Origin of the sequence: uncultured Methanobrevibacter sp., assembly GCF_902784195.1 — an archaeon.
In the GTDB taxonomy this organism is placed as follows: Archaea; Methanobacteriota; Methanobacteria; order Methanobacteriales; family Methanobacteriaceae; genus Methanobrevibacter.
In genome coordinates, this window is the sequence record NZ_CACZTX010000015.1 from 1 (window position 1) to 22,303 (window position 22,303).

The following is a 22,303-nucleotide window of genomic DNA, read 5'->3' on the forward strand; positions in this document are numbered from 1 at the left end:
CTTTAGGAATTTCTTTAGTTAGAGGCATTAGTCTAGTACCCATTCCTGCGGCCAATATCACACCAATCATTTTATCACTATTTTGATATTTCTCATACTACCTGTCATGTTAAAACAGATTTTTTATATTCTTATTTCTTATTTAACATTATATTGTTTTTTTAATAATTATATTCTATAATAATTTATAATGGACTCTAAACTATCTAAACCGTAATTTGCTGGAATTCCAGAGTTTTCAAAGTCTTTTCCAGGGCTGCCATCTTCATTGAAATAGCAAATTCCTTGCTTATCTTCATAGAATTTTAAAATTGTGTCTATTGCTGGAGTTTCGACATCAGTTAATATTGCGAAGTATTTAATAATTGCAATTCCATATGGGAAATCTTCTAAAAACATTCTTGAATTGAAATCAGGATAGAATTTTCCTTCTTTTTCAATCAATGGAACTTGAACAACTTCAAATGCTTTTATGCTTTTTAATTTTTTAGTCATGGCCTCTGCAGTAGGTGATTCATAATAAATTTTTAATGAAACTACCTCTTCAAGGTTTAATGGCTTCATACGATTGCATATTTCTTGAAGTTCTTCGTCGTATTTTAACAATAATTTGGAAGTTTCATCATTCCATTCTTCATAGAACATTAACTGCCTATCGTATGAATCTCCTTCGTTGTAATCCTTAAATACATTATATACACCTGATAAGTGTAATAATGGGTTGGATGGAGCTAATGTCACTGCCAAGTATTCATTCAATGGGGTGGTAGGAATAGAAATCAATTCCTCAATCTCTTTACAAATTTCTTCTGATTTATTTTTAGGAATTGATGCAAGGTATAAATTTGTTTTTCTTGATAGGCAACTGGCTATTTCTTTATTGGATTGTCTTGCAACAAAAGGAACGCGCTGTAGGCCAAATACACTAATGCCCTCTTCAACCAGCTCTTTACACATATACTCTGCTCCACCATATCCAGGCAAGAAACCTAGTTTACATCCTTTTGGATAGTATTCCTTACTTTCTTTAATAAAGTCTTTTCTTAAGAATGCCGGATATGTGCAGAATACATAATTTGCATTATCTAAAGCTTTTTTTAGATCAGTTTCTATTTTAATATCAAGATTTGTGTATTCTTTCCCATTTTCAACATCTTCAAATACTAATTTAGAAACATCAAATTCCTTATGAGTGTATATTACAACTTCATGTTTTTTAAGTAGAGCTATTGTACTAGCTAATACTAAACCAATATTACCTGCTCCGACAATACAAATCTTCATTCAAATCATTCCTTTTATCCCTTTTTTTAATTCAACAAAAATAATTCACTTAGTTTTAATTTAATATTAACATTATTTATTTTTAATTAATCGTAAATATCCTTGTATTTTCTAAATAGAATTGTAAATTAAATTATATACTTTTTATTGATCAATATCTTCTAATGCTTCAATGAATATGTCCATAACCTCACTTTCTCCAATAGAAACACGTAAGCAATCTCCTAAGTCAGGAACATCCTTGTATACTTTTATTAAAATTTTCTTTTCTTCTTTCATTCTTTCAACGATTTCAGAAGCATCCACTTTTTTGGGTTTAATAAATATAAAGTTTCCTTCCTTAGCACTTACAGTATATCCTTTTTCAATTAAGGTATCAATTAAATGTTGTTTACCGGTTAATTGCTTTTCTACCAATTCATCAATCATACCTTCTTTTTCCATAATTGATTGAGCAAATAACATTCCAAATGCATTCACATTATGAGGGGTGCATAATTTTTGTACAGTAGCTATTTCTTTAGGTTGGCCGACAACATAGCCTAAACGGCCACCTGCTAAGGAAAATACCTTTGAAAATGTTCTTGTTAATAATACGTGATCATTTTCTAATGCATATTTGATAAATGAATTTGGATAGAAATAGAAATATGCTTCATCAATCAATAAGGTACATTCATGTTTTTTACAAGCTTCTAAAATTCTATCTGCTTCTTCATAGGAGTAAACATCACCAACTGGATTATTTGGGTTTAATATGATTACCAAATCAATATCATCGCTTATTGCATTTATGATATCATCAACATCCATATTTAAATTTTCGTCATACTCGACATGCACGCTTTCTCTTCCATACATTTCACAGTAGACATCATACATTGCATATGATGGAGTCACTGATAAGACTTTTCCTCCAGGCCTACTATATGCCTGTATAACATAACGAATACCTTCAGCAGAACCATTCACTAAACAAATGTTTTCTATTTCAACACCAATGAATTCTGCTAGTTTTGTAGTGAATTCCAGTTGTTCAGGATATTTTGCAACGAACTCTGGTGTAACTTTTGAAAGGACTTCATCAATAAACTCTTGTGATAATCCAACAGGATTTTCGTTTAAGTCCATACGAATATATCCATCTCTTGAATTTTGATCAAAAATTCTAAATAAATCCTCCACATTTTTATTTATATAATACATACGATTCCTCCTACAGATTAATGCCCTTGCTTATTTTATTAAATTTATTAATTCTATTCAATTTTAGCTATTAATTAATTAAATTTTAATAATTAATTAATTAATTTAGGAAATTAGTTAATCAGATAATTAAATTAAATATCAATCCTCTGTTTTTTAATTTTATCAGCTAATTCTTTTCTGTCAGTTTCTCTCAAATACCAATCTAGAATCTCATCAATGTCTTCATCAACTGAAAAAGTATATCCTACACGGATTCCATGTTCTTGTGCTTCCATTAATGGTTTTAAAATTAAGGTTAATTTTTCAATGTTTTTATTATCATATAGTTTCAAGATATCTTCTTTTTGCCCGATAAACTCTTCACGTGTATGGATAACTCGTCCACTTTGTTTAACATGCCTTTTCATGTCTCTAATAACGGTTTTATGTCTTTTTGCTATTGGGCTTCTGGAATAAATTTCCTCATAAAGCATTTGCATCTTATCTAAAGACTCTTGAATTTCAGGATCATTTGAAAATTCTTCCCAATTAATTATGCTGCTTGTAAATCCTGTGGGTCCTTTCCATTTTTTATCACGCCATTCTTTTCCGTAATAAAATTCAGCGTAACGATTAAAATCTTCAAAAATATATGCTGGAATACCTTCTATATCTTTTTTGATTATTTTATCAAATAAATTAGAGTCTATAGCTTTTGTTCCAGCCATTTTCACAAGAGGATAATTTTTTATTTCATCCCATGTCCAAATTGAAAAATTTTCTTTTTTAACATTATATCTTCTATTAATGGAACGTTTGTTTCCGGTAATATGATAAAATCCATTCAACGCTTTTTTGCTGTAGTTCAAATACCATAGGTGATTTGTTTCCAAATCCAAATATCTGAGTTTCCATAATCTACGTTTAAATTTCAGTTTTTTACCGGTTCCTTTTCGAGCGGGATGTTCTATAAAACGAATATTGATATGAATACAATTGTTTTCAATATGTCTGGACTTTCTAAAATCAACTTCTTTTCCTTTCAAGTCTAATGAGTCTTTATATCCTAACATCATAAAGTGTTTGTCAAACTTAGGATTTGTTCTGAAATCTTCAAAATAGAAATCATCATCATCCAGCAAATCAGCTACTTTTTCAGCATCTCCTTGACACATCATCACTTCTAATGATGCTAAATTTTCAATTGGCTCTCCAAAATATGCTAGAAACGCTCCATGACCGTGCAATACATATTTAACATCCGCTTTTTCACAAAGTTCATTGAGTTTACGAAGTAATTTGATTTGTATCTCTCGTCTAGTCAACATCAATTTCTTCCTCCGCCATTCTATCAATACCAACATATCGTTTTGCATATTGCCAAACAAATCCATTTCTTGTATGGTGTACTGCTTCATCATAGATTTCTGTTGCTTTTTCCACATTACCTAAATGATAATACGCTTCAGCTATATAAGCCATTATCTCACCATCTTTTGGATAGTCTATTAGCATTTCACTTCCTTTTGAGATAACCTTTTCATAATCAGTATTATTTTCTGCTTTTTTAATATTTAACCATAATCTTGCTCTATATGTATCAACTAGGTTTTCACAATCCTCTACAACATCATTCAATAAGTTTTCTATTGCATCAATATCATAATCGTCATAGATTGCAATGGATAATTTTTTGCAAAATATACACATTTCTTTCAAATGCTTGAAATCATCATCAAGTTCGAAATTCACTTCAAGAATATTTATTATATTCCTTGCTGTATAATATTGCCCTTGCTTAATTTTATTTAGGAGAGCTATTTTAATCAGCTCTTTATCAATATCTATTAGAAAATTATATTTTCTACAGTTTTGATTTAATTGAATTGAATAATAACTGCCAAAAAGATCATCCAATATTTCATATTCCTCATCTTTTAATAGCTGATTTAAATCATAATCATTGAATTCAATTTTTTTATCTATTTCCTTTTTCGCTATGATTCCCTTCATTCTAGCTTTTTCCAGTTCAACTTTTCTTCTAGGAATCCACAATTTTAAATTGTTGCGCTTATTCATTTCATAAGCATGAACCACTTTATCTTGATTGATGAATTGAAGATAAATACTTGTAAAATCTTCAAATGAACGATTTGGGTCTTCCACTAATGGATTATGAGATAATTTTCCTTCACCTTCCGGAATATACATCCAAGTGTCCCCATAATCTGTCCTTAATGCATGTTCCAATTCATAAGCTACTGGGAATTTCCTCCCTTCCAATTCCTCATAACGTTTTTCTCTATAAAATTTTGTTTTATGAAGCAATGTACGAATACCCCAACGTAAACAGAGAGTGTCTGCTTTTTCTATAGGGTAATTATATAATTCATCGTATAATTTGTCCATTACTTCTGAATACCCTTTTTTATCAATTTTTTTGTAATAGCTTAAAACTAAGTCTCTATGGGCTGCATATTCTTCTAATGGAAGGCTTTTACAAACCATAAAGTAAGGTGAAAGAATTTCTAAAAATGCTCTCATTTGATTCAAATGCTCTTTCTGCCCATCTTCAGGATTTGGAATTGGATCTAATATAAAGAATTCAATTTGATCTCCACATGTTTTCGCAGATATTGATTGTGCTGGATAAATTGTTGTTTTGCTTGTATCAACATAACGAACAATTGGATTTCTATGATATGGAGCATTTTCTATACATACTAAATTTCTGTTTTCAGGTAATATTTCTGGATTTTCACTAACCAAATCACGTAATTTAATCCAATTATCCCGTGTAATGTATAAATCTATATCATCATCCCATGGTAGGAAGCATTGATTTCTAATCGCTCCTAATGCTGTTCCTCCAGCTAGACAATAATCGATATCATTTTCACTGCAAATATCATCTAACTCAATCAAGAGCTTAAACAAGTTTTCATGTAAAGCATTCATCAATAATTTCTCCTATTTAAACAATCATCAATGTCATGATTTAAATTTTTAAATTTCCTTTATTTTTTATAATTCTAATGATTCATTAAAAGGTATTATCATCAGTTTTTTTAAGTTATTTTATTTTTTCAACAATTTTTAAGGAATTATAAGGTATTATCATCAGTTTTTTTAACCTGTTCTAAAATTTCAACAATTTTTAAGGATTCGTCTTCAAATACACCCATTGAATCAATACTATTATTTTTTAACATAGTTGACATTGCTTTAATCAAATATTTAAATCCGTTTCCTTCAAAGTTTGTATTATATAATTCCGCATCGATTTCTCCAGGCTTGTGAAGACTGAAGTTTTTACTTCTCCACCAATTTCCTCTCATACGGATAGTTCCTTTTGTTCCAATAATTTCTAATTGGTTATCTACACGGACTACATTTCCTACATTAATTACAGCTCTTCCATTTGGGTATACAAAGTTCATTGAAGCAAATTCAATTTCTTCACCATCTTTTGTAACTTTGAAATCAGCTTTTTCATAGTTTTGGCCCATGATCTTTAACATAGGAAGTAAACTTAATGCACTTAAATCATAGAATAAGTTGGAACGGCTTTCATCATTTTTTGAAATGGAACAATTGAAACTTAAGATATCTCCAATCAATCCCCCTTGTGTCATCCACAATAATTGATTAAATACATAAATATGAACCATTTTTATGTTTTCCATTAGGATAACGTTTTTTTCTTTTGACAAATTCAATAGTTCCTCTAATTCACTAGATTTAAATGTTGCAGGGGAGTCATAAATAACATGTTTTCCGGCTTCTAATGCTTGACGAATATAATTGAATCTTTTTTCAATGCTGCAACGAACGAAAACAATATCTGAGGCTTCAATCATTTTACCATAATCATCAAAAACATTTTCAATGTTGTACTTTTCCTGGAAACCGTTCAAGGTCTTTTCACTGTCACAATAAACATTTTTCACTTCAAATCCATTTACCAATTTTGCTTCTTTCACTAATTCATTATCGTCTATTTCATCAGTGATTATACCTATGTCATATTTTTCAAATGTTTCTTCTCTAAGTTTTGTACTTGAAATGCCTTTTGTTCTTTCTAAATAGACCATATTGCAATATCTAGACAAATGATCGAATTTACCAACCCAATCATCTCCTATTACAAAAGAATCTATGTCATATTTGATGATGTCTCCAATTTTCTGTCCAAGATATTCTTCAACTATGATTTCGTCTACTAATCCGGTATTTTTTACATTTTCAATTCTTGTTGCAAGAGTATCATGAACGCTTAGTTTTCCTCTTCCAATATCATAGTTTTCTCCAGTGACACCAACAATTAGATAATCTCCATAATCTTTTGCTCTTTTCAAAATATTATAATGTCCTTGGTGAAACATGTCGAATGTACCATAGGTAATAATTTTTTTCATAGTAAAACCTCTTTTAGTAAATGATTGATAGTAAGCCTCATTTTCATTTTTTCAATTCAATGCAGTCCGTTGATTTTAATTCTCAATATTCTCCCATAAATCCTTGAAAGCTATTTTAGGAGGGATTTGATTAACAATTATATCATATACAAAGTCAACTATCACGCTTTTTGTATTAGTTTTTTTACAAATGTCTTTTATGGCCATAATTGAGTTTTTTCCTTCAAATACAATTCCACTAGCCTTCTCATCAACAATTATCCTTTGGCCGTATAACATGCCAAGTGTATGGTTTCTGCTTTCACTTGAAGTTGAAGTCAGCACAAGATCTCCAAATCCACAGTACTCTCCTGATGTAGAAGGATTTCCTCCAACGCTTTCAATAATTTTTCTAGTTTCTTCAAATCCTTTTGTCAAAATAGCATATCTTGCATTTTCATTAATGTTCATTCCTTCACATATTCCATTAGCTATTGCATTGATATTTTTTACAACCCCGCATATTTCAAGACCAATAACATCGTCTAAAATCTTGACTTTAAATTGTGGGGTTGATAAAAGCCCTTTTACTTTCATAGCATTTTCTTTGTTTTTTGATGCGATGTTAGAAACAGTTGCAAGATTTAAAACAATTTCTGATGCAAAGTTAGGTCCAGATAATGAAACATATTCATCGTTAAAGTATTCTTCAATTAAGTTTCCCATAGTTTTCAATGAGGGATATTCAATACCTTTTGCGGTAGAGACAAGAATTGCATCTTCATCTATATAATCTCTTATTTCAGACAATGTTGTTCTAAATGCAGATGAAGGAATGGATAAAAATATTATTTTACATCCTTTCAAATCATTATAATCGACAGTAGCAATTATATTTTTTTCCAATTTGACATTGGGATAGTATTCGTTATTAATGCCGGTTGTATTAATTGTATTAGCTAATTCTTCCCTTCTAAGAAAAAGAAATACATTATCTGCATTTTGAGCTACTATTTGAGCTAGAGCTGTCCCTAGGCTTCCAGCTCCTATAATACCTACATTATCCATAAAATCACCTAAAATATCAATAATATTATACCATGTCTTATTCACTAAAGCTAACTCTCTCAAATTTTTCAGGCTCTAAAATTGATTTTGTAGCATCTACACCTACTTTAGTGGTTGTTCCATCAATTTCAGAAGCTTTAGGATCTAATGAAGAACCTCTTGCTTTAGGTACAATGATTATATCATCATCACCTTTTACACGTGTAGCTATTGCATATTCAATGTCTTGAGGATCAAAGATATCAACATCCTCATCAACCACAACAACATGCTTCAATGATGGATGTGCAGCAAGTGCAGCCATAATGATATTTTTACCATCACCTTCAGTTTGCTTTTTAATTGAAACGGCTGCATGCAACCAACAGCAACCTCCCTCTGTAAGAACAACATTCTGAACGGTAGGAACGGTATTTTTCACTGCATTGAATATTCTTGGTTCCTGTGGCATGCCCTGAAGCAATTTATGTTCAAATCCAGCTGGCAAAATTGCATGGTACATTGGATTTTCCTTTTTGATGTACATTTTTGAGAGTTTTATTACAGGTTCCTCTCTCACATAATCATAAGTGTCTGTCAAATCCACGAATGGACCTTCAGGAGCAGTTTCATCAATCAATATTTTACCTTCAAATATTATGTCAGCTTCAGGCACATTGATTCCATTTTTACAGGTAACTAATTCCAATTCGCCGTTTTTAAATCTGTTAGCCACTTCCATCTCATCTGCATCTATTGGTATTGATGTGGTACATGCAAGAAGAATGGCAGGTTCCATTCCAATAGCTATTGAAATATCCAAATCCTTTCCCATATCCTTTGCCTTTTGGAAATAGGTGTATAGGTTCCTTGGCACGATACGGATTGCCAATTTGTTCTTGTCAAGAACCAGCATTCTGTGAATAGAAGCATTTTGAATGCCTGTTTCAGGGTCTCTTGCAAATACAACACCAGCAGTAATATATGCTCCTCCATCACGTTTGTAATGGGTAAGGATTGGAATCTTGCCTAAATCCACTCTTTTGCTATCGTATTCATCCACCAAGTCTATAAACTTGCTTACAGGAGTTGGATTGTTCATTCCATCAATTATCTTATATAGGATTTCATCAACTTGGCAGCCAAGAGATTGGGCTATTTTCTCTCTTGTATTACAGATTCCAGAGACAACTGGAATATCATAACCTTTTATGTTGTTTAGCATTACAGTTTCTTTAGGATATTTCCGAAGTACTTTAGCTGCTTCATACTCAGCATCAAGTTCCTCATCAATTTGAATCACGTTAATAATATCTTTAGTCATAAAAATCACCATCTCAAAATTTTAGTCAGTGTTTTGTTTTAATTAATTTATATGATTTCATTAAATTCATTATAAGTCAGCATTTTTGTATTTAATCCATTTTAAGTTTTCTTCAATTTGCTTATTTGATATTGCAAGGATTTCTCCTGCTACGATTGCTGCATTTCTTCCATTGTCTATTCCAACTGTTCCAACAGGCACTCCTGGAGGCATATTTGCCATAGTCAAGAGAGCGTCTTGGCCATCTAGCTTTTTGGAACATGGCACTCCAATAACAGGTTTTTCAGTTAATGCAACAACAGATCCTGCCACAAGTGCAGACAAACCGCTTATGGCAATGAACAATTTAGCATTGTTTCTTTTGCTCATATAGGATTCAAAGTCTTTTGCATGTCTGATTGGAGAAATATAATCTAATTTGTATTTAATTTGCATTCTTTCAAGTAGAATAGCTACATTTTTAGCTATTTCCATATCAGAATAGCTTCCTGCAAGTATCATCACATCTGGAGTGTCGTCCAATTCTTCAAATTCAATTTTTTCATATTCCTCTTCAGCTAAAAAGTCTTTTTGGAAGAATTCACCTTCAAGACTTTCAATAAGCTCCTTTTCACCAGCTTCTACCTTTTTTTGGTATTCTACACGCAATGCAGAGATTCTTTCGGCCACTTCCTTATCATAGCTTGCTATGATTTCTCCAGCAAGTATTGCAGCATTGTCCCCTCTGTTTATTCCAACAGTTGTCACTGCTGTAGGGAACGGCATTTGCACGCAAGCATACAGTGCATCAAGACCTCCAATTGCACCATCAACAGGTACTCCAATAACTGGCCTATGAGTGTATGCAGCTATTGCGCCAGGCAAATGTGCAGCAAGGCCTGCAATTCCTATGAAAACCTCTACACCTAGGTTGGTTGCATCCATAACGAGTCTTTTAACCTTGTCATGGGTTCTATGTGCAGAAGCCACTTTTAAGCTATAGGGGATTTGAAGTTTTTCCAATATCTTTATTGATTTAATAGCTATTTCCTTATCGGAAGCACTTCCAAGAATTATCATTACTTTTGGAATCATTTAATTTCTCCTCTTTCCATTCTCAAGATGTGATAAATTACAAGATAATTTTACATTATATTTATATTTAAATTTACTAATATATAATATTTAATTAACATTTAAAAATTAAAAGCAATTTCGCATATATCAATAAATTTTTAATTTTGTAATAAGATTTATATATATTCAAAATTAGAATTAAATTAATTAAATTAATATCATTTGATTATTAGTGAATTAGTGTTGTGAAAGCTATGGTTAAAATTTCAGTCATTGTTCCAGTTTACAATTGTGAAGACTATCTTGAAGAGTCTATCAGAAGCATTTTAAATCAATCATTTAATGATATTGAAATTATTTGTGTCGATGATGGATCAACTGATGATTCTTTGAATATATTAAAGGAACTTTCAAAACAGGACACCCGTCTTAAAGTTTACACCCAGGAAAATCAAGGAGCAAGTGTTGCAAGAAACAATGCTTTAGAAAAAGCTTCTGGGGATTATATTTACTTTTTTGATGCAGATGATTATGCTGTTGAGGATTGTTTGGAAAAGGTCTATTCCAATGCTGTAAACAATGATTCAGACATGGTGATTTTTTATTTTGATAATTATAATGAAAATGTTTTCTTAAAGCACTGCAATATTGATTTAGATAAAAAATTTTTAGATGTGGATTATAATAACTTCACATTTAACTATAAGGATTATAAGCAATATGCTTTTAAAGGAGCTTCAGCCCCTTGGTTTAAGTTATATAAAAAAGACTTTTTAGATAAACATGATAATATCAAATTCCCAGTTAATTTAAACCATAATGATGTCCCATTTCATATAATGACTGTTTTAAAGGCATCTAAAATTTCTTTTCTTCCAGAATTTCTTTATCATTATAGGGTAGATAATCCTAATTCCATTTCAAATTCACGTTTAAAATCATATAAAGATATTTTTTGTATTATAAACATAGTTGAAGATTTTTTAAAATATGAAGGATTGTATGATGATTTGAAAAAAGAATTTGATTTTTTAAAGATAGATCAGATTGTTTACCAAATTCGTGGAAGATCCAATGATTATTTTGACTTGGCAAAAAAAGAATTATCTGGTGTTGATTTAAATAATGATTATTTAACTAAAACTCTTTTGTTTAAAGCTAATTCTATTTTAAGTTCCGATTCCATTGAGGAATATGAGTTAAAGGTTGAAATCTATAATTATGAAAATAAAATAAATAAATTAAATAAAAAGATAGATGGATTAGTCACTGAGAATAAAAAACTCAAAAAAGATCTGGATAAATCCAAAAAGAAAAATAATGACATTTTAAATTCACTTAGTTGGAGGATAACCAAACCTATTAGAAGCTTTAAACAATTTATTAAAAGAGATTAATCAATAGGAGTATAGTAAAAAATTTTATTTTTGTGGTGTTGTTAATGGCTTATGAATTCAAATTTTCTGTTTTGATGCCAATTTATAATGTTGAAAAATATCTTGCTGAGTCAATAGACTCTTTAATAAATCAATCTATTGGTTTTGAGGAAAATATAGAATTAGTTATAGTGGATGATGGAAGTCCAGACAATTCAAAAGAGATAGCATTGAAGTATCAAGAGAAATATCCAAATAATATTAAAGTTTTTTCCAAATCAAACGGAGGCCAAGCAAGTGCATTTAATTTTGGATTGAAACATTTAAATGGTAAATATGTTAGTTTTTTAGATAGTGATGACTGTTTAAGTTCAAATGCACTTTTTGAAGTATATGATTTTTTTGAAAAGCATTATAATGAAATTGATTTGGTTTCAATTCCGCTCATGTTTTTTGAAAGGAGAACAGGAGGACATAATTTAAATTATAAATTTGATTCTACAAGAGTTATAGATTTAGTTAAAGAACCATATTACCCACAATTATCTATTGCGTCCTCATTTGTAAAAAGTGAAGTATTAAAAAATTTCGAATTTAATACGGAATTAATCGCAGGATATGATGCATTAATGGTCAATAAAATATTATTAATGAAAAAGAAAATTGGTGTAATAAGTTCATGTGCTTATCACTATAGAAAAAGATTAGATTCTACTTCAACTATTGACAATTATAAACAGAATGAAAAGTTTTTTACACATTCATTAAAAAATCTTGATATTAATTTAATTGAACATTCCAAAGAAAAATTAGGGCATGTTCCTTTGTTTATTCAATATGTTGTGGCATATAATGTTCAATGGTTTCATGGAATTTCTGATTTTCCAGAATGCTTCAAAAAAGATGAGATTAATGAGTTTTGGGAAACTTTCTATGAAATTTTAAATCATGTTGATGATAGTGTTATTAAAGATTCTCGAATTATCAGAAAGAGAATAGTTAGGTATTTTTTAATGTATTTGAAAAATCATCAAGATTTTCATATTGATATAGTTGAAAATAATTCTAAGATTATTTTAAAAACTGCAGATTTTACTATTAATAATTTACATAATCATAGGTTTTATATAGATAATTTAGACCTGAATCAAGGGATTTTAAATTTATTAGGAACCTTTACTAGTTTATGTGATAATAGTGTATTGAGTCTTGAAGCTATTAAAACAACATCAGATGGAACAACAAAAGTTTTTAAAGAAGAATGTAAAGATTTCTCTACTAATTCAAAGGTTAAACGAATATTAGGTATTAATTGGCAATTTAAGCATTATTTTGATTTAAAAATTCCAATAGAAAAAGATGAAGAATCTAAAATAGACTTATATTTGATTTATGATGAAAATAATAAGAAGATAAAAATAAACAATAATATTGTTTTCAGAAACAGTCCTTCATTATCTGGTACAATAAATTATTTTATGAATGATTCTCAAATAGCATTCTTTAAAGATAATTCATTTTACGTATGTCCTTTTTCACAAGAAAAAGCTAATGAATTAAGAGAGGAATTAATTTCTCACTATCAAAAAATATTAGCTGATTTGGAAAAACTTAAAAAGGATAATAAGGATTTAAGGAAGGAAAATAAAAAACTTAAAAAAGATTTAAAGAAATCCAAAAATAAAAATAAGGAAATTCTAAACTCTCTTAGTTGGAAAATCACCAAACCCCTTAGAATTCCAAAACAACTCATTAAAAAGATGAAAAAATAATAATTTTTCATTTTTTTATTCTATTTTTAGTTTTATGTCACTGGAGATAATTTTTTTATTATTTCATTTATTAATTCTCTCATTTTTTCATACTCTTTTAAATTTTTGATGAAGTTATTACAAAAATATCAAAAACTTAATAAATATTAATAATAAAAATAATTTATGTAGAAAACTTTATCTCTTTTTTAGTTTTCATACTTGAGGTGTTTTATGTTAAACAAATTTTTTAAATTAGATGAAAATAATACTGATCTAAAAACTGAGTTACTTGCTGGTTTAACCACCTTTTTAGCAATGGCTTACATTTTAGGTGTAAACCCTAACATGCTTGCTGAAGGTGGAATGCCTGCAACAGGAGTATTTTTCGCAACTGCTCTTGCTTCAGGGGTCTCTTGTATCATCATGGGTCTTATTTCCAAGTACCCTGTTGGTCTTGCTCCTGGTATGGGTATGAATGCATTGTTTACCTATACAATCATTTTAACTATGGGTAACACTTGGGAAACTGCACTTGCAGCTGTATTCGTTTCAAGTATAATCTTTTTATTAATTACCATTTCCGGTTTAAGGGAAGCTATTCTTAACGCACTTCCATTTGACTTAAAATTGGCAATTGGTGCTGGTATTGGTTTCTTCTTAGCATTTATCGGATTGAAAGGTGCTGGAATTATCGTAGCTGACCCTGCTACTTTAGTAGGTATGGGTTCCATCTTATCCGCTCCTGCACTTTTAGCAGTAATTGGTATTTTACTTACCTTAATCTTATACATTAAGAAAGTACCTGCAGCTGTATTCCTTGGTTTAGTGATAACTGCAATTTTAGGTGTAATCTTTACTTTAGCTGGTTTCGGTGCTGGAGATCCTATTATGCCTGCAATTCCTGCAGAATTCGTATCATTTAGTTTTGATACTTCTGTAGTTGGAGCATTTGCAAAAGGCTTCACCCAATTATTCTCTAACATCCCTAACTTAATCATGATCTTGTTCTCTTTATTATTCGTGACTTTCTTTGATACTACTGGAACCTTGATTCCTTTAGCAAATCAATGTGGATTCGTTGATGAAGAGGGTAACGCTGATGGTATTGACAAAGCTTTCCTTGGGGACGCAATCAGTGGAATCATTGGTGCTATTTTAGGTACTTCAACCTTAACCGCATACGTAGAAAGTGCAACCGGTATTGGTCTTGGTGGTAGAACTGGATTAACCGCTGTATTCACCGGTATCTTCTTCTTACTCGCACTTATCTTTGCTCCTACCGTTTTAGCATTGTTTACTTCTTCTGTAACTGCTGCAGCATTAGTAATTGTAGGTATCTTAATGATCGTACAATTAAAAGAAGTAGACTGGGACAACATGGTTGTAGCTGCTTCCGTATTCATGACAATCATCATGATGCTTTTAACCTACTCCATTTCCTTAGGTATCGCATGGGGATTCGTCACTTACGCAATTGCATCCATTGCTACCGGTAAAGCTAAAGAGTTCAGCCCAATTATGTGGATAATGGTTATCATATTCGCATTATACGTATTCTTCGGACTCTAGTTGATATAAGGGTTATCACATTTTTGTGATAACTTTCTTTTTTCTTTTATTATTAGTTTTTAATATTTTTTCTTACTTTTTTCACACCTATTTTTAATCTTTTCATTTCATGGGCTACGAACTTATTCCTCTAATTTTTTAAAAAAATAATAAGATTTATACATTCTTAAAACATAATAAATATATTATACTATTTTGAATTTCTATGGGATTTAAATAAAATTAATGTTTAAGAGGTGAAAATGTGTCTTGGCTAGTAGTGATTTTAGTGTTTTTGCTTGCTTCAATCAAAACAACTAAGGGTTCTGATAAATCAGTTTCCATTGTTATTCCTGCATACAATGAAGAGGCTACTGTCGCTAAAGTGGTAAGCGTAGCTCGCAAGCTATCATATGTGACTGAAGTTATAGTAGTTGATGATGGATCCACTGACAGAACTGTTGAAGAGGCTGAAAGCGCTGGAGCTACTGTAATAAGCCACATAATGAATGAAGGTAAAGGTTCAGCTATTAAAACAGGTTTTAAAAACTCTCATGGAAATATTGTAGCATTTATTGATGCAGACATTTCTAACTTCACTTCAGAAAAGATAGATAAAATCATCAGGCCGATATTAGAGGACCAGACTGACATTACCAAAACCAAGTTTGCAAGGGAAAGCGGTCGTGTAACCGAGCTTACTGCAAAGCCTCTTTTAGGATTCTTCTTCCCTGAACTTAATTATGAACAGCCTTTAAGTGGTCAGTTTGCAGGTAAGCGTTCTGCATTGAATAAAATAAGATTTGAAAAGGATTACGGTGTGGATGTTGGTATTGTACTTGATGCTGATGTTCACGGAATAAAGATTTTGGAAGTTGATATTGGAGACATTAGTCATGACATGTCCCCACTTGCCGATTTAAACAAGATGGCTAATGAAGTTGTCAGAACAATTATTGACAGAGCTGTGGAATACGGCCGTGTCACTATGATGGACAAATTGGGAAACTATATTAGAATGGCCATTATGGGATTGTCCTTAATCATTTTAGGGCTTTTCATGATATTCTTTGTACCATTCATACCTGTTTTAATCTCTGTATTTGTTGCATTTATCGGTGTTGTTCTGACTGTATTTTATTTCTTGCGTATCATTAGAAGGTCCATACCTATTCTAAAGAAAAGCAATACTCGGGCGTCATTGCAATCATTTGTAAGAATGCATTTCCCATTGATTGTCGCAGGATTGATTTTAATTTTAATGCTTTCCACATTCTTATCTGCAGCAAGCTTTGATGACGGTAAAATCTCTGTAGAGCTTACTTCAAGGAACTTTGTTTATGCTCCATCTGACCATAACCAGCAAACCATTTCTGTTAGAGGGCCATATACCATTGACAGCGCTTTAGAGAATGAAACAGATATTTTAAGAGTTCCTGCAGATGCCTTAAGCACATTGGAAATGACCGAAAACGATACGATGATTATTGATGGAAAATCATACTTTATAAACGGCACAAAAGAGGGGGATAGTGGAGACAGATTCAGATTGCCATCAAGGGTTAAACGTGGATTGGATCTCTCTGATGGTGAAGTCATACCAAACAGTCGCTTGACAGAAGTTTTCCAAGGCATAACAGTAAAGCATAATATTCAATTCAATAACTTAAGCGATGTAATGGAAGGATTCGTTGAATTTGACATCAGTCCAAAATCCACTAATGCAACATTCTTCAATTTGACTTTAGATAACGAATCCATCTTGTCTTCAGTTGGAAACTTTGAAAATGATTCAAGCTATTCAATTTCATATGATGGAAAGATCATGTGCACATTTGATTATGATGACGTTAAAAATGGAAATCTCACATTCACCTTTGATGGAAAGGATGGAATGGTAGAGTTTGAGAATAGAAACAGCACTTCAATCAGAAATTATGTTTCCAGTGATAGGGATTCGTTTGTTCAGTTAAGATCACTTTGATTTTAATTTTTATTTATTTATCAGTTTACTTATTCATACATCAATTTAATTATTTATCAAAAAAATTAATTTTATATATACTTGATTAGGGATTATAATGGAAATTACAGGAATAGTTACAACAGGATTGGGAAAGGCAGCATATTTTTTAGGCCAGGATTTCTATAAGAATCAATTTAGGGAAAAATGCGGATTCACTCCATTTCCTGGAACCTTGAACCTCATTGTAGAAGAGGATAAGCTTGAGGATATACGATTAATGAAAAATAGCTGCAAGAATCTTATAAAGCCAGATCAAGGATTCGGTGCAGTAAGGTATATTCGAGCTCATTTAAACAAGGACATAGAAGGAGCTATTGTATTTCCAGACAAGACAACTCATGATGAGAATTATTTGGAATTCATATCCAAGGACAAGTTAAGGGACAAATACAATTTCAAAGATGGGGATGAAGTTACTTTAACTATCGATATTTAACAATTTGATTTAATAATTTACTTTTTTTTTTAATCATTGAATAGCTAAATTTTATATTGAGGGGGAAATATGAAAAAATGTGTTCATTGTGGAAAGGAAAACGTTGATGAGGCTATTTTTTGTGCTGATTGTGGTGCAAAATTAGGCACTTATAATAGTTCCACCTCTTCAAGTGCCTCAACAACTGATAATTCTTTAAATTATTCTTCTAATCAAACAAGCAATCAAGCAAATAATAAAGAACCGAATAAATTAAAGGTCTGCTGTTGCTATGTACCTATAGTTCTATTTGTTCTCTTTTTAGCAGCTGCATTAATTTACGCCGGATTTGCTGAAAGTTTTGGAACATACTATCCTGATGATTTTAATTATTTGGACTCAAATGCCGATGGCAAGGTAACCTTTGAAGAAATTACAGAAGTGAACTGGATTTATTTAGATAATTCAACACTTAAAAGATTCTTTGAGGGTGCTGATCTTAATCATAACGGTTATTTGAAAGGTCATGAATTTGATCTTTTTGGGGATGATGTAGTAAGTTATGGAGAGTCTTCTGAAGACACCAGTTCCAACAATGATGAGTATAAATATTCATCATCTTCCTCATCTTCAAGTTCCAGCCATGGCCGTGATTACAGTTCAGGAAATTCCAAAGCGACAAATAGTCTCAACAACAAGGAATTTGATAGTTCAGAAGGATATGTCTTGACCTGTCCATACTGTGGAAGTGAATCAGTATATGAAACCGGAGGGCATTACAGATGTGCTGAATGTGGCAGTAACATTTACAATCCAGACGATTTGGAATTAGGATATTGGGAAGGATATATGGAGTTATTGGCCCCAGTATATTAACTATTAATTAAACAATAAACATAATATTATTCAGTATTTAATATGTAAAAAAAGGGATTTTATGTCAGGTATAGAAGATTTGATAAATCAATTTAATGAAATGAACATCATCAAAAGAATTATAGTCGGATGCTGTGCAGTTTATTTGATTCTAATGATAATCACTCTTTTAGGCCATGCAATACTTGGAATTCCATGGGATTCATATACAGAGGAAACACCAACCGATTACACTGATTTTGTAGACTTGGACCTTGATGGAAATGGCGGTTTGAGTTTTGATGAAGTGAAATACTATGACCATAATTCAGAATTCACCATTTCAGATTCAGACTTATACAGTATGTTTGAGCGTTGCGATAAAAATGGAAATGGATTGCTCATTGGCGCTGAGTATGACCATTATGTATTCAGTGTAAAAAGTCATCTCGAAGATTTGAAGGCACAAAAGGAAAAAGCTCAAAGGGAAGCTCAAGAAAGGGCTAAAAAATCTTCAAGCTCTTCTTCAAGTTCCAGCTCCAGTCATAGTCATTCAAGCTCTTATGATAGTTATGATGGTGCTGAAACATGTCCATACTGTGGAAGCGAAGCTGTTTATTCATCAGGAAACGGGTATAGATGCGCTGAATGTGGAAACTATATATCCAATCCAGATGACTTGAACTTGAATTACGAAGAGGGGTATTATGAGTTAACGCTCCCTTCGTTTATTAATTCTATAAATAAGGTTTAGGATAGTCACTCCCTTCGTTTATTAATTCTATAAATAAGGTTTAATATACTCCCTTCGTTTATTTATTCCATAAATGAAATTTAATAGTAAATTTCAAATTTACTATTTTTCTATTTTTTATTATTGAAATCATAGCTATTGTTTTATCTATCTATTTTTTAAAAATAAGCAAATTAATTTTCATACTTTTTCAATAGCTCTCTATAATTGCCGATCTGCAATTCAAGACTGGTTATTGTAGCATTATTGTCCTTAGCCAATTGCTTAGCAGAATCGATCATTTCCTCAATTGTCTTGTCTTGCTTTTCTATGATTGAATCCTTTTGAGAGAGGAGATTGTCATATGTTCTTGTTATCTTCTTAAGCTGCAATTCCAAGTTGTCAGTATTGCTTTTTACCTGTTCCTTATAGTCATTGATTAGGCTTCTGAGATAATTGATTTGATCCTGCTTGTCATCAATGATAGCTATTTTCTCATTGATCTTTTTCTCCAAATCATCCATCTCTTTCATTCTTGACTTTTCATAGTTGATTTCATTCTTTAGCTTCAAGTCAAGCTTTTCCTTTTCAAACTTGTATTTGATGAGAGTGTTGTTGAGATTGGTGATCTTTTGATCCTTTTCATCTATCTTCTGACTGTATTCATCGATTTCCACATTCTTCAATTCCAAATCGTTTCTGATGTCATCTATCTTTTCATCCTTCAAGGACAATTCATATTCCAATTCCTGAATTTCCTCATTCCTGATTTCAAGCTCTTCCTTTAGCTTGCTGATTTCCTTTATTAGCTTCTTATTGGAATTGCTGGAATTGTTCCTGTTTCTCTTTTTGGAATTATTAGGTTTGTTTGATGAATTCTCTGTCATTTCAAATCCTCATTATATTATAAAAAAAGTAAAAATCAGTTAAACATTAAAAAAATAAAAAAAGTAAGGGAATAGCTAGAAATAGCTATTTTTTAAAATTATTTAGCATACTCAAATGCAGCCATTGCCTGAACGATTTTTGCATCGTCTTGAGGTTTTGCCTGCAATTGCAATCCTACAGGAATGCCATCAACTTCACCAGCCTTTACGCTTGCAGCTGGAATACCTGCCAAGTTAGCGATTACGGTAAGCACATCGTATGCATACATTTCCATAGGCTCTAACTTTTCACCTAATTTGTGTGGTAATTTAGGTACGGTTGGACCTACAATCAAGTCAACGCCTTCAAGCATTTCATTGATTTCATTTCTAATGACTGTCCTTGCTTGAAGCGCTTTTTGATAGTATTTGCCGCTGAATTCCTTTTGTGAAATGTATGAACCCATTTGGATTCTTCTGAGAACTTCCTCACCACAAACCTCTTCGATTCTTGAACCGTATTTTCTTCCATCGTATTTTCTGGTTGCAGAGAAGAATTCAACATAGTTGATGAGGTAGTAGGTAGGAAGACAAATGTCAATGTAGTTGAAACTCAATTCCACTACTTCTGCACCTAACTCCTCTAGCTTTGCAACGGATTCATCAATGATTGCATTGATTTCATCATTGGTGACTTCCTTGAACTGCTTACAGGTAGCTATTTTCATTCCTGCCAATGGCTTTTCAGCATCCTTGACAGACTCGGCTATTTCAGTGAAGTTTGGAGCGTCCCATTTCAATGTGGTACATTCGGTAGGGTCGTATCCGACAATAGTGTCTAAAGCAAGGGTAATTCCAGTGATGTCACGAGCCATTGGACCGATTTGGTCTAAACTCATTGACAAGTCAAGCAATCCTTGTCTTGAAACTGCACCGTAAGTAGGTTTCATACCAAGCACTCCACAGTGGGAAGATGGGTTTCTGATAGATCCACCAGTATCGGAACCGATTGCAATGTCACACATTTCCGCTGCAACTGCTGCTGCACTTCCTCCACTTGAACCACCAGGGATTCTTCCAGGTGCAGCTGGGTTGTTTACAGCTCCATAGTATGAGGTTTCAGTTGAACTTCCTGCTGCAAATTCATCCATGTTGTTGATTCCTATGATGATTCCATCTTCAGCCTTGATTTTCTTAACTACAGTTGCATCATAGCTTCCGATATAATCCTCTAAGGTCTTGGATGCAGCAGATATGATAAAGTCTTCCACATTTATGTTAGCTTTAATACCAAACACTAAACCAGCAAGAGCTCCGACTTCTTCGCCAGCCTTTATTTTAGCATCAATCTCTTCTGCTTTAGCGATAGCTTCTTCCTTATTTAATTCAAGAAAAGCGTTAATGTCATCGTTCTTTTCTTCAATAACCTTAATGTAAGCTTCTACATTTTCCTTTGCAGTAATTTCTTGATTTTTAATTGCATTTAATTTTTCAAGGATATTCATTAAAACACCTTACTTTCTTTTAAAACATTGTAATTATGATTAAGTAATCTTAATAATCAAATTTTATGTTAAATTTTTATCAAATTTATACCAAATTTTTTTATAAATTTTGATAATTTTTTATATAATAATATAATTATATTTTTCAAGTTATATAAACTATTAGTTATAAAATAAGGAATACAATATCTCATTGCATATTTTCCAATGATTTCAATGCCTTTTTAGACCATTCAGCATCCATTATCATAGCCCTGCCAATGCCAATAAGGTCACAATATCCCTCTTTCAGCAGATTTTCAGTATCTCTTGCTTTTTTCACACCTCCAGTAAGGATCACTGGAACAGAAGATGCTTCCTTAGCTATTTTGCTAATTTCCTTAAAGTATCCTGGCTCCTTGCTATATGGATTTTGAAATCTGCAAAGGCCACCGCTAATGTCAATCAAATCCACTCCAGAATCTATGAAAGATCTGACAGCTATTGGAATTTCATCTAATTCGCTTCCCCCTTCCCAATAATCATAAGCACCAAAACGAATGGCTACAATGTAGTCTTCACCTACGGACCTTCGAACTTCCTGAATGATTTCATTAGCCAATCTCAAGCGATTTTCAAGATTTCCTCCATATTCATCAGTTCTTTTGTTTGTGAGAGGGGAATAAAAATGATTTAATAGGTATTCATGAGCGGCATGGATTTCAACACCATCGAATCCCGCTTTTTTGGTTCTTATTGAGGCATTTATAAAATCATTTTTGACTTTTTCAATATCCTCTTTTGTCATATTGTTTATACTTGACTTGTCATATGCAATTGATTGAGGCCTAGCATGATTCAATTGGGCTATTGCAAAACAGTTTTCCTTGTGAATGGCATCTGTCAGTTTTTTAAAGCTGTCTATAACGGAATCATCTGCCATGGAAAGT

General features: G+C 31.8%; 19 protein-coding genes. 7 read left to right on the plus strand and 12 right to left on the minus strand.

Annotated elements, in window-relative coordinates; translation table 11 throughout:
* The 9 genes from QZU90_RS09670 to purE form a co-directional block, all read right to left on the minus strand.
* The coding region (locus tag QZU90_RS09670; RefSeq protein ID WP_363142486.1) for a sugar phosphate nucleotidyltransferase at positions 1–70 on the minus strand (70 nt) is incomplete at its 3' end.
* 98 nt (positions 71–168) lie between these two features.
* Complete coding sequence (locus tag QZU90_RS09105) at positions 169–1,284, minus strand: NAD/NADP-dependent octopine/nopaline dehydrogenase family protein (protein WP_295608428.1); 1,116 nt, start codon at positions 1,282–1,284, stop codon at positions 169–171.
* 144 nt (positions 1,285–1,428) lie between these two features.
* Positions 1,429–2,490 (minus strand): histidinol-phosphate transaminase, encoded by a 1,062-nt coding sequence (locus tag QZU90_RS09110; RefSeq protein ID WP_295608430.1) that lies wholly within the window; start codon positions 2,488–2,490, stop codon positions 1,429–1,431.
* 134 nt (positions 2,491–2,624) lie between these two features.
* Positions 2,625–3,848, minus strand: a complete 1,224-nt coding sequence (locus QZU90_RS09115; RefSeq protein WP_296856789.1) for a hypothetical protein — start codon at positions 3,846–3,848, stop codon at positions 2,625–2,627.
* Entirely contained in the window at positions 3,790–5,430 is a 1,641-nt protein-coding gene (locus QZU90_RS09120; RefSeq protein ID WP_296856790.1) for a LicD family protein, read from the minus strand. The genes QZU90_RS09115 and QZU90_RS09120 overlap by 59 nt, the downstream gene beginning before the upstream one ends.
* Before the next feature lie 146 nt (positions 5,431–5,576).
* Positions 5,577–6,890: a Gfo/Idh/MocA family oxidoreductase gene (locus QZU90_RS09125; RefSeq protein WP_295608434.1), complete on the minus strand. Its 1,314-nt coding sequence runs from the start codon at positions 6,888–6,890 to the stop codon at positions 5,577–5,579.
* A gap of 75 nt (positions 6,891–6,965) precedes the next feature.
* Positions 6,966–7,937, minus strand: coding sequence for an NAD(P)H-dependent glycerol-3-phosphate dehydrogenase (locus tag QZU90_RS09130; RefSeq protein ID WP_295608437.1), 972 nt, complete (start codon positions 7,935–7,937; stop codon positions 6,966–6,968).
* Between the two features lie 37 nt (positions 7,938–7,974).
* On the minus strand, positions 7,975–9,240 hold the full coding sequence (locus tag QZU90_RS09135; protein ID WP_296856791.1) for a UbiD family decarboxylase: 1,266 nt from the start codon (positions 9,238–9,240) through the stop codon (positions 7,975–7,977).
* 69 nt (positions 9,241–9,309) lie between these two features.
* Positions 9,310–10,314 carry a 5-(carboxyamino)imidazole ribonucleotide mutase gene (gene purE / locus QZU90_RS09140; protein WP_296856792.1) on the minus strand — a complete coding sequence of 335 codons (1,005 nt, stop codon included), beginning with the start codon at positions 10,312–10,314 and terminating at the stop codon, positions 9,310–9,312.
* Between the two features lie 236 nt (positions 10,315–10,550).
* Between purE and QZU90_RS09145 the strand changes: the two genes are divergently transcribed.
* The 7 genes from QZU90_RS09145 to QZU90_RS09175 all read left to right on the plus strand — a co-directional run bounded on the left by QZU90_RS09145 (position 10,551) and on the right by QZU90_RS09175 (position 19,024).
* Positions 10,551–11,693 carry a glycosyltransferase family 2 protein gene (locus QZU90_RS09145; protein ID WP_296856793.1) on the plus strand — a complete coding sequence of 381 codons (1,143 nt, stop codon included), beginning with the start codon at positions 10,551–10,553 and terminating at the stop codon, positions 11,691–11,693.
* A gap of 44 nt (positions 11,694–11,737) precedes the next feature.
* On the plus strand, positions 11,738–13,444 hold the full coding sequence (locus QZU90_RS09150) for a glycosyltransferase family 2 protein (RefSeq protein ID WP_296856794.1): 1,707 nt from the start codon (positions 11,738–11,740) through the stop codon (positions 13,442–13,444).
* 213 nt (positions 13,445–13,657) lie between these two features.
* Positions 13,658–14,995, plus strand: coding sequence for an NCS2 family permease (locus QZU90_RS09155; protein ID WP_296856795.1), 1,338 nt, complete (start codon positions 13,658–13,660; stop codon positions 14,993–14,995).
* 244 nt (positions 14,996–15,239) lie between these two features.
* On the plus strand, positions 15,240–16,958 hold the full coding sequence (locus QZU90_RS09160; protein ID WP_296856796.1) for a glycosyltransferase: 1,719 nt from the start codon (positions 15,240–15,242) through the stop codon (positions 16,956–16,958).
* A 97-nt stretch (positions 16,959–17,055) separates the two neighbouring features.
* Complete coding sequence (locus tag QZU90_RS09165) at positions 17,056–17,436, plus strand: CTP-dependent riboflavin kinase (RefSeq protein WP_296856797.1); 381 nt, start codon at positions 17,056–17,058, stop codon at positions 17,434–17,436.
* A gap of 69 nt (positions 17,437–17,505) precedes the next feature.
* On the plus strand, positions 17,506–18,291 hold the full coding sequence (locus tag QZU90_RS09170) for a zinc-ribbon domain-containing protein (protein ID WP_295608600.1): 786 nt from the start codon (positions 17,506–17,508) through the stop codon (positions 18,289–18,291).
* Between the two features lie 61 nt (positions 18,292–18,352).
* A complete protein-coding gene (locus QZU90_RS09175; protein WP_295608602.1) occupies positions 18,353–19,024 on the plus strand; it encodes a hypothetical protein in 672 nt (223 codons plus the stop codon).
* Positions 19,025–19,197: 173 nt separating this feature from the next.
* Here QZU90_RS09175 and QZU90_RS09180 read toward each other — a convergent pair whose 3' ends face one another.
* From QZU90_RS09180 to QZU90_RS09190, 3 genes are all read right to left on the minus strand, one after another.
* Entirely contained in the window at positions 19,198–19,890 is a 693-nt protein-coding gene (locus QZU90_RS09180; RefSeq protein WP_295608604.1) for a glycosyl transferase, read from the minus strand.
* A 98-nt stretch (positions 19,891–19,988) separates the two neighbouring features.
* Complete coding sequence (gene gatA, locus QZU90_RS09185) at positions 19,989–21,374, minus strand: Asp-tRNA(Asn)/Glu-tRNA(Gln) amidotransferase subunit GatA (protein ID WP_296856798.1); 1,386 nt, start codon at positions 21,372–21,374, stop codon at positions 19,989–19,991.
* Between the two features lie 190 nt (positions 21,375–21,564).
* Positions 21,565–22,303: NADH:flavin oxidoreductase (locus tag QZU90_RS09190; protein WP_296856799.1), on the minus strand; the 739-nt coding region annotated here is incomplete at its 5' end.

What these genes read in the sequence shown, in the direction of transcription:
- QZU90_RS09120 (WP_296856790.1), bottom strand. Translation starts at nt 5,430, where the DNA reads ATGAATGCTTTACATGAAAACTTGTTTAAGCTCTTGATTGAGTTAGAT.
- QZU90_RS09110 (WP_295608430.1), bottom strand. Translation starts at nt 2,490, where the DNA reads ATGTATTATATAAATAAAAATGTGGAGGATTTATTTAGAATTTTTGAT.
- QZU90_RS09175 (WP_295608602.1), top strand. Translation starts at nt 18,353, where the DNA reads ATGTCAGGTATAGAAGATTTGATAAATCAATTTAATGAAATGAACATC.
- purE (WP_296856792.1), bottom strand. Translation starts at nt 10,314, where the DNA reads ATGATTCCAAAAGTAATGATAATTCTTGGAAGTGCTTCCGATAAGGAA.
- QZU90_RS09115 (WP_296856789.1), bottom strand. Translation starts at nt 3,848, where the DNA reads ATGCAAAACGATATGTTGGTATTGATAGAATGGCGGAGGAAGAAATTG.
- QZU90_RS09145 (WP_296856793.1), top strand. Translation starts at nt 10,551, where the DNA reads ATGGTTAAAATTTCAGTCATTGTTCCAGTTTACAATTGTGAAGACTAT.
- QZU90_RS09150 (WP_296856794.1), top strand. Translation starts at nt 11,738, where the DNA reads ATGGCTTATGAATTCAAATTTTCTGTTTTGATGCCAATTTATAATGTT.
- QZU90_RS09170 (WP_295608600.1), top strand. Translation starts at nt 17,506, where the DNA reads ATGAAAAAATGTGTTCATTGTGGAAAGGAAAACGTTGATGAGGCTATT.
- QZU90_RS09105 (WP_295608428.1), bottom strand. Translation starts at nt 1,284, where the DNA reads ATGAAGATTTGTATTGTCGGAGCAGGTAATATTGGTTTAGTATTAGCT.
- QZU90_RS09165 (WP_296856797.1), top strand. Translation starts at nt 17,056, where the DNA reads ATGGAAATTACAGGAATAGTTACAACAGGATTGGGAAAGGCAGCATAT.
- QZU90_RS09180 (WP_295608604.1), bottom strand. Translation starts at nt 19,890, where the DNA reads ATGACAGAGAATTCATCAAACAAACCTAATAATTCCAAAAAGAGAAAC.
- gatA (WP_296856798.1), bottom strand. Translation starts at nt 21,374, where the DNA reads ATGAATATCCTTGAAAAATTAAATGCAATTAAAAATCAAGAAATTACT.
- QZU90_RS09130 (WP_295608437.1), bottom strand. Translation starts at nt 7,937, where the DNA reads ATGGATAATGTAGGTATTATAGGAGCTGGAAGCCTAGGGACAGCTCTA.
- QZU90_RS09155 (WP_296856795.1), top strand. Translation starts at nt 13,658, where the DNA reads ATGTTAAACAAATTTTTTAAATTAGATGAAAATAATACTGATCTAAAA.
- QZU90_RS09125 (WP_295608434.1), bottom strand. Translation starts at nt 6,890, where the DNA reads ATGAAAAAAATTATTACCTATGGTACATTCGACATGTTTCACCAAGGA.
- QZU90_RS09135 (WP_296856791.1), bottom strand. Translation starts at nt 9,240, where the DNA reads ATGACTAAAGATATTATTAACGTGATTCAAATTGATGAGGAACTTGAT.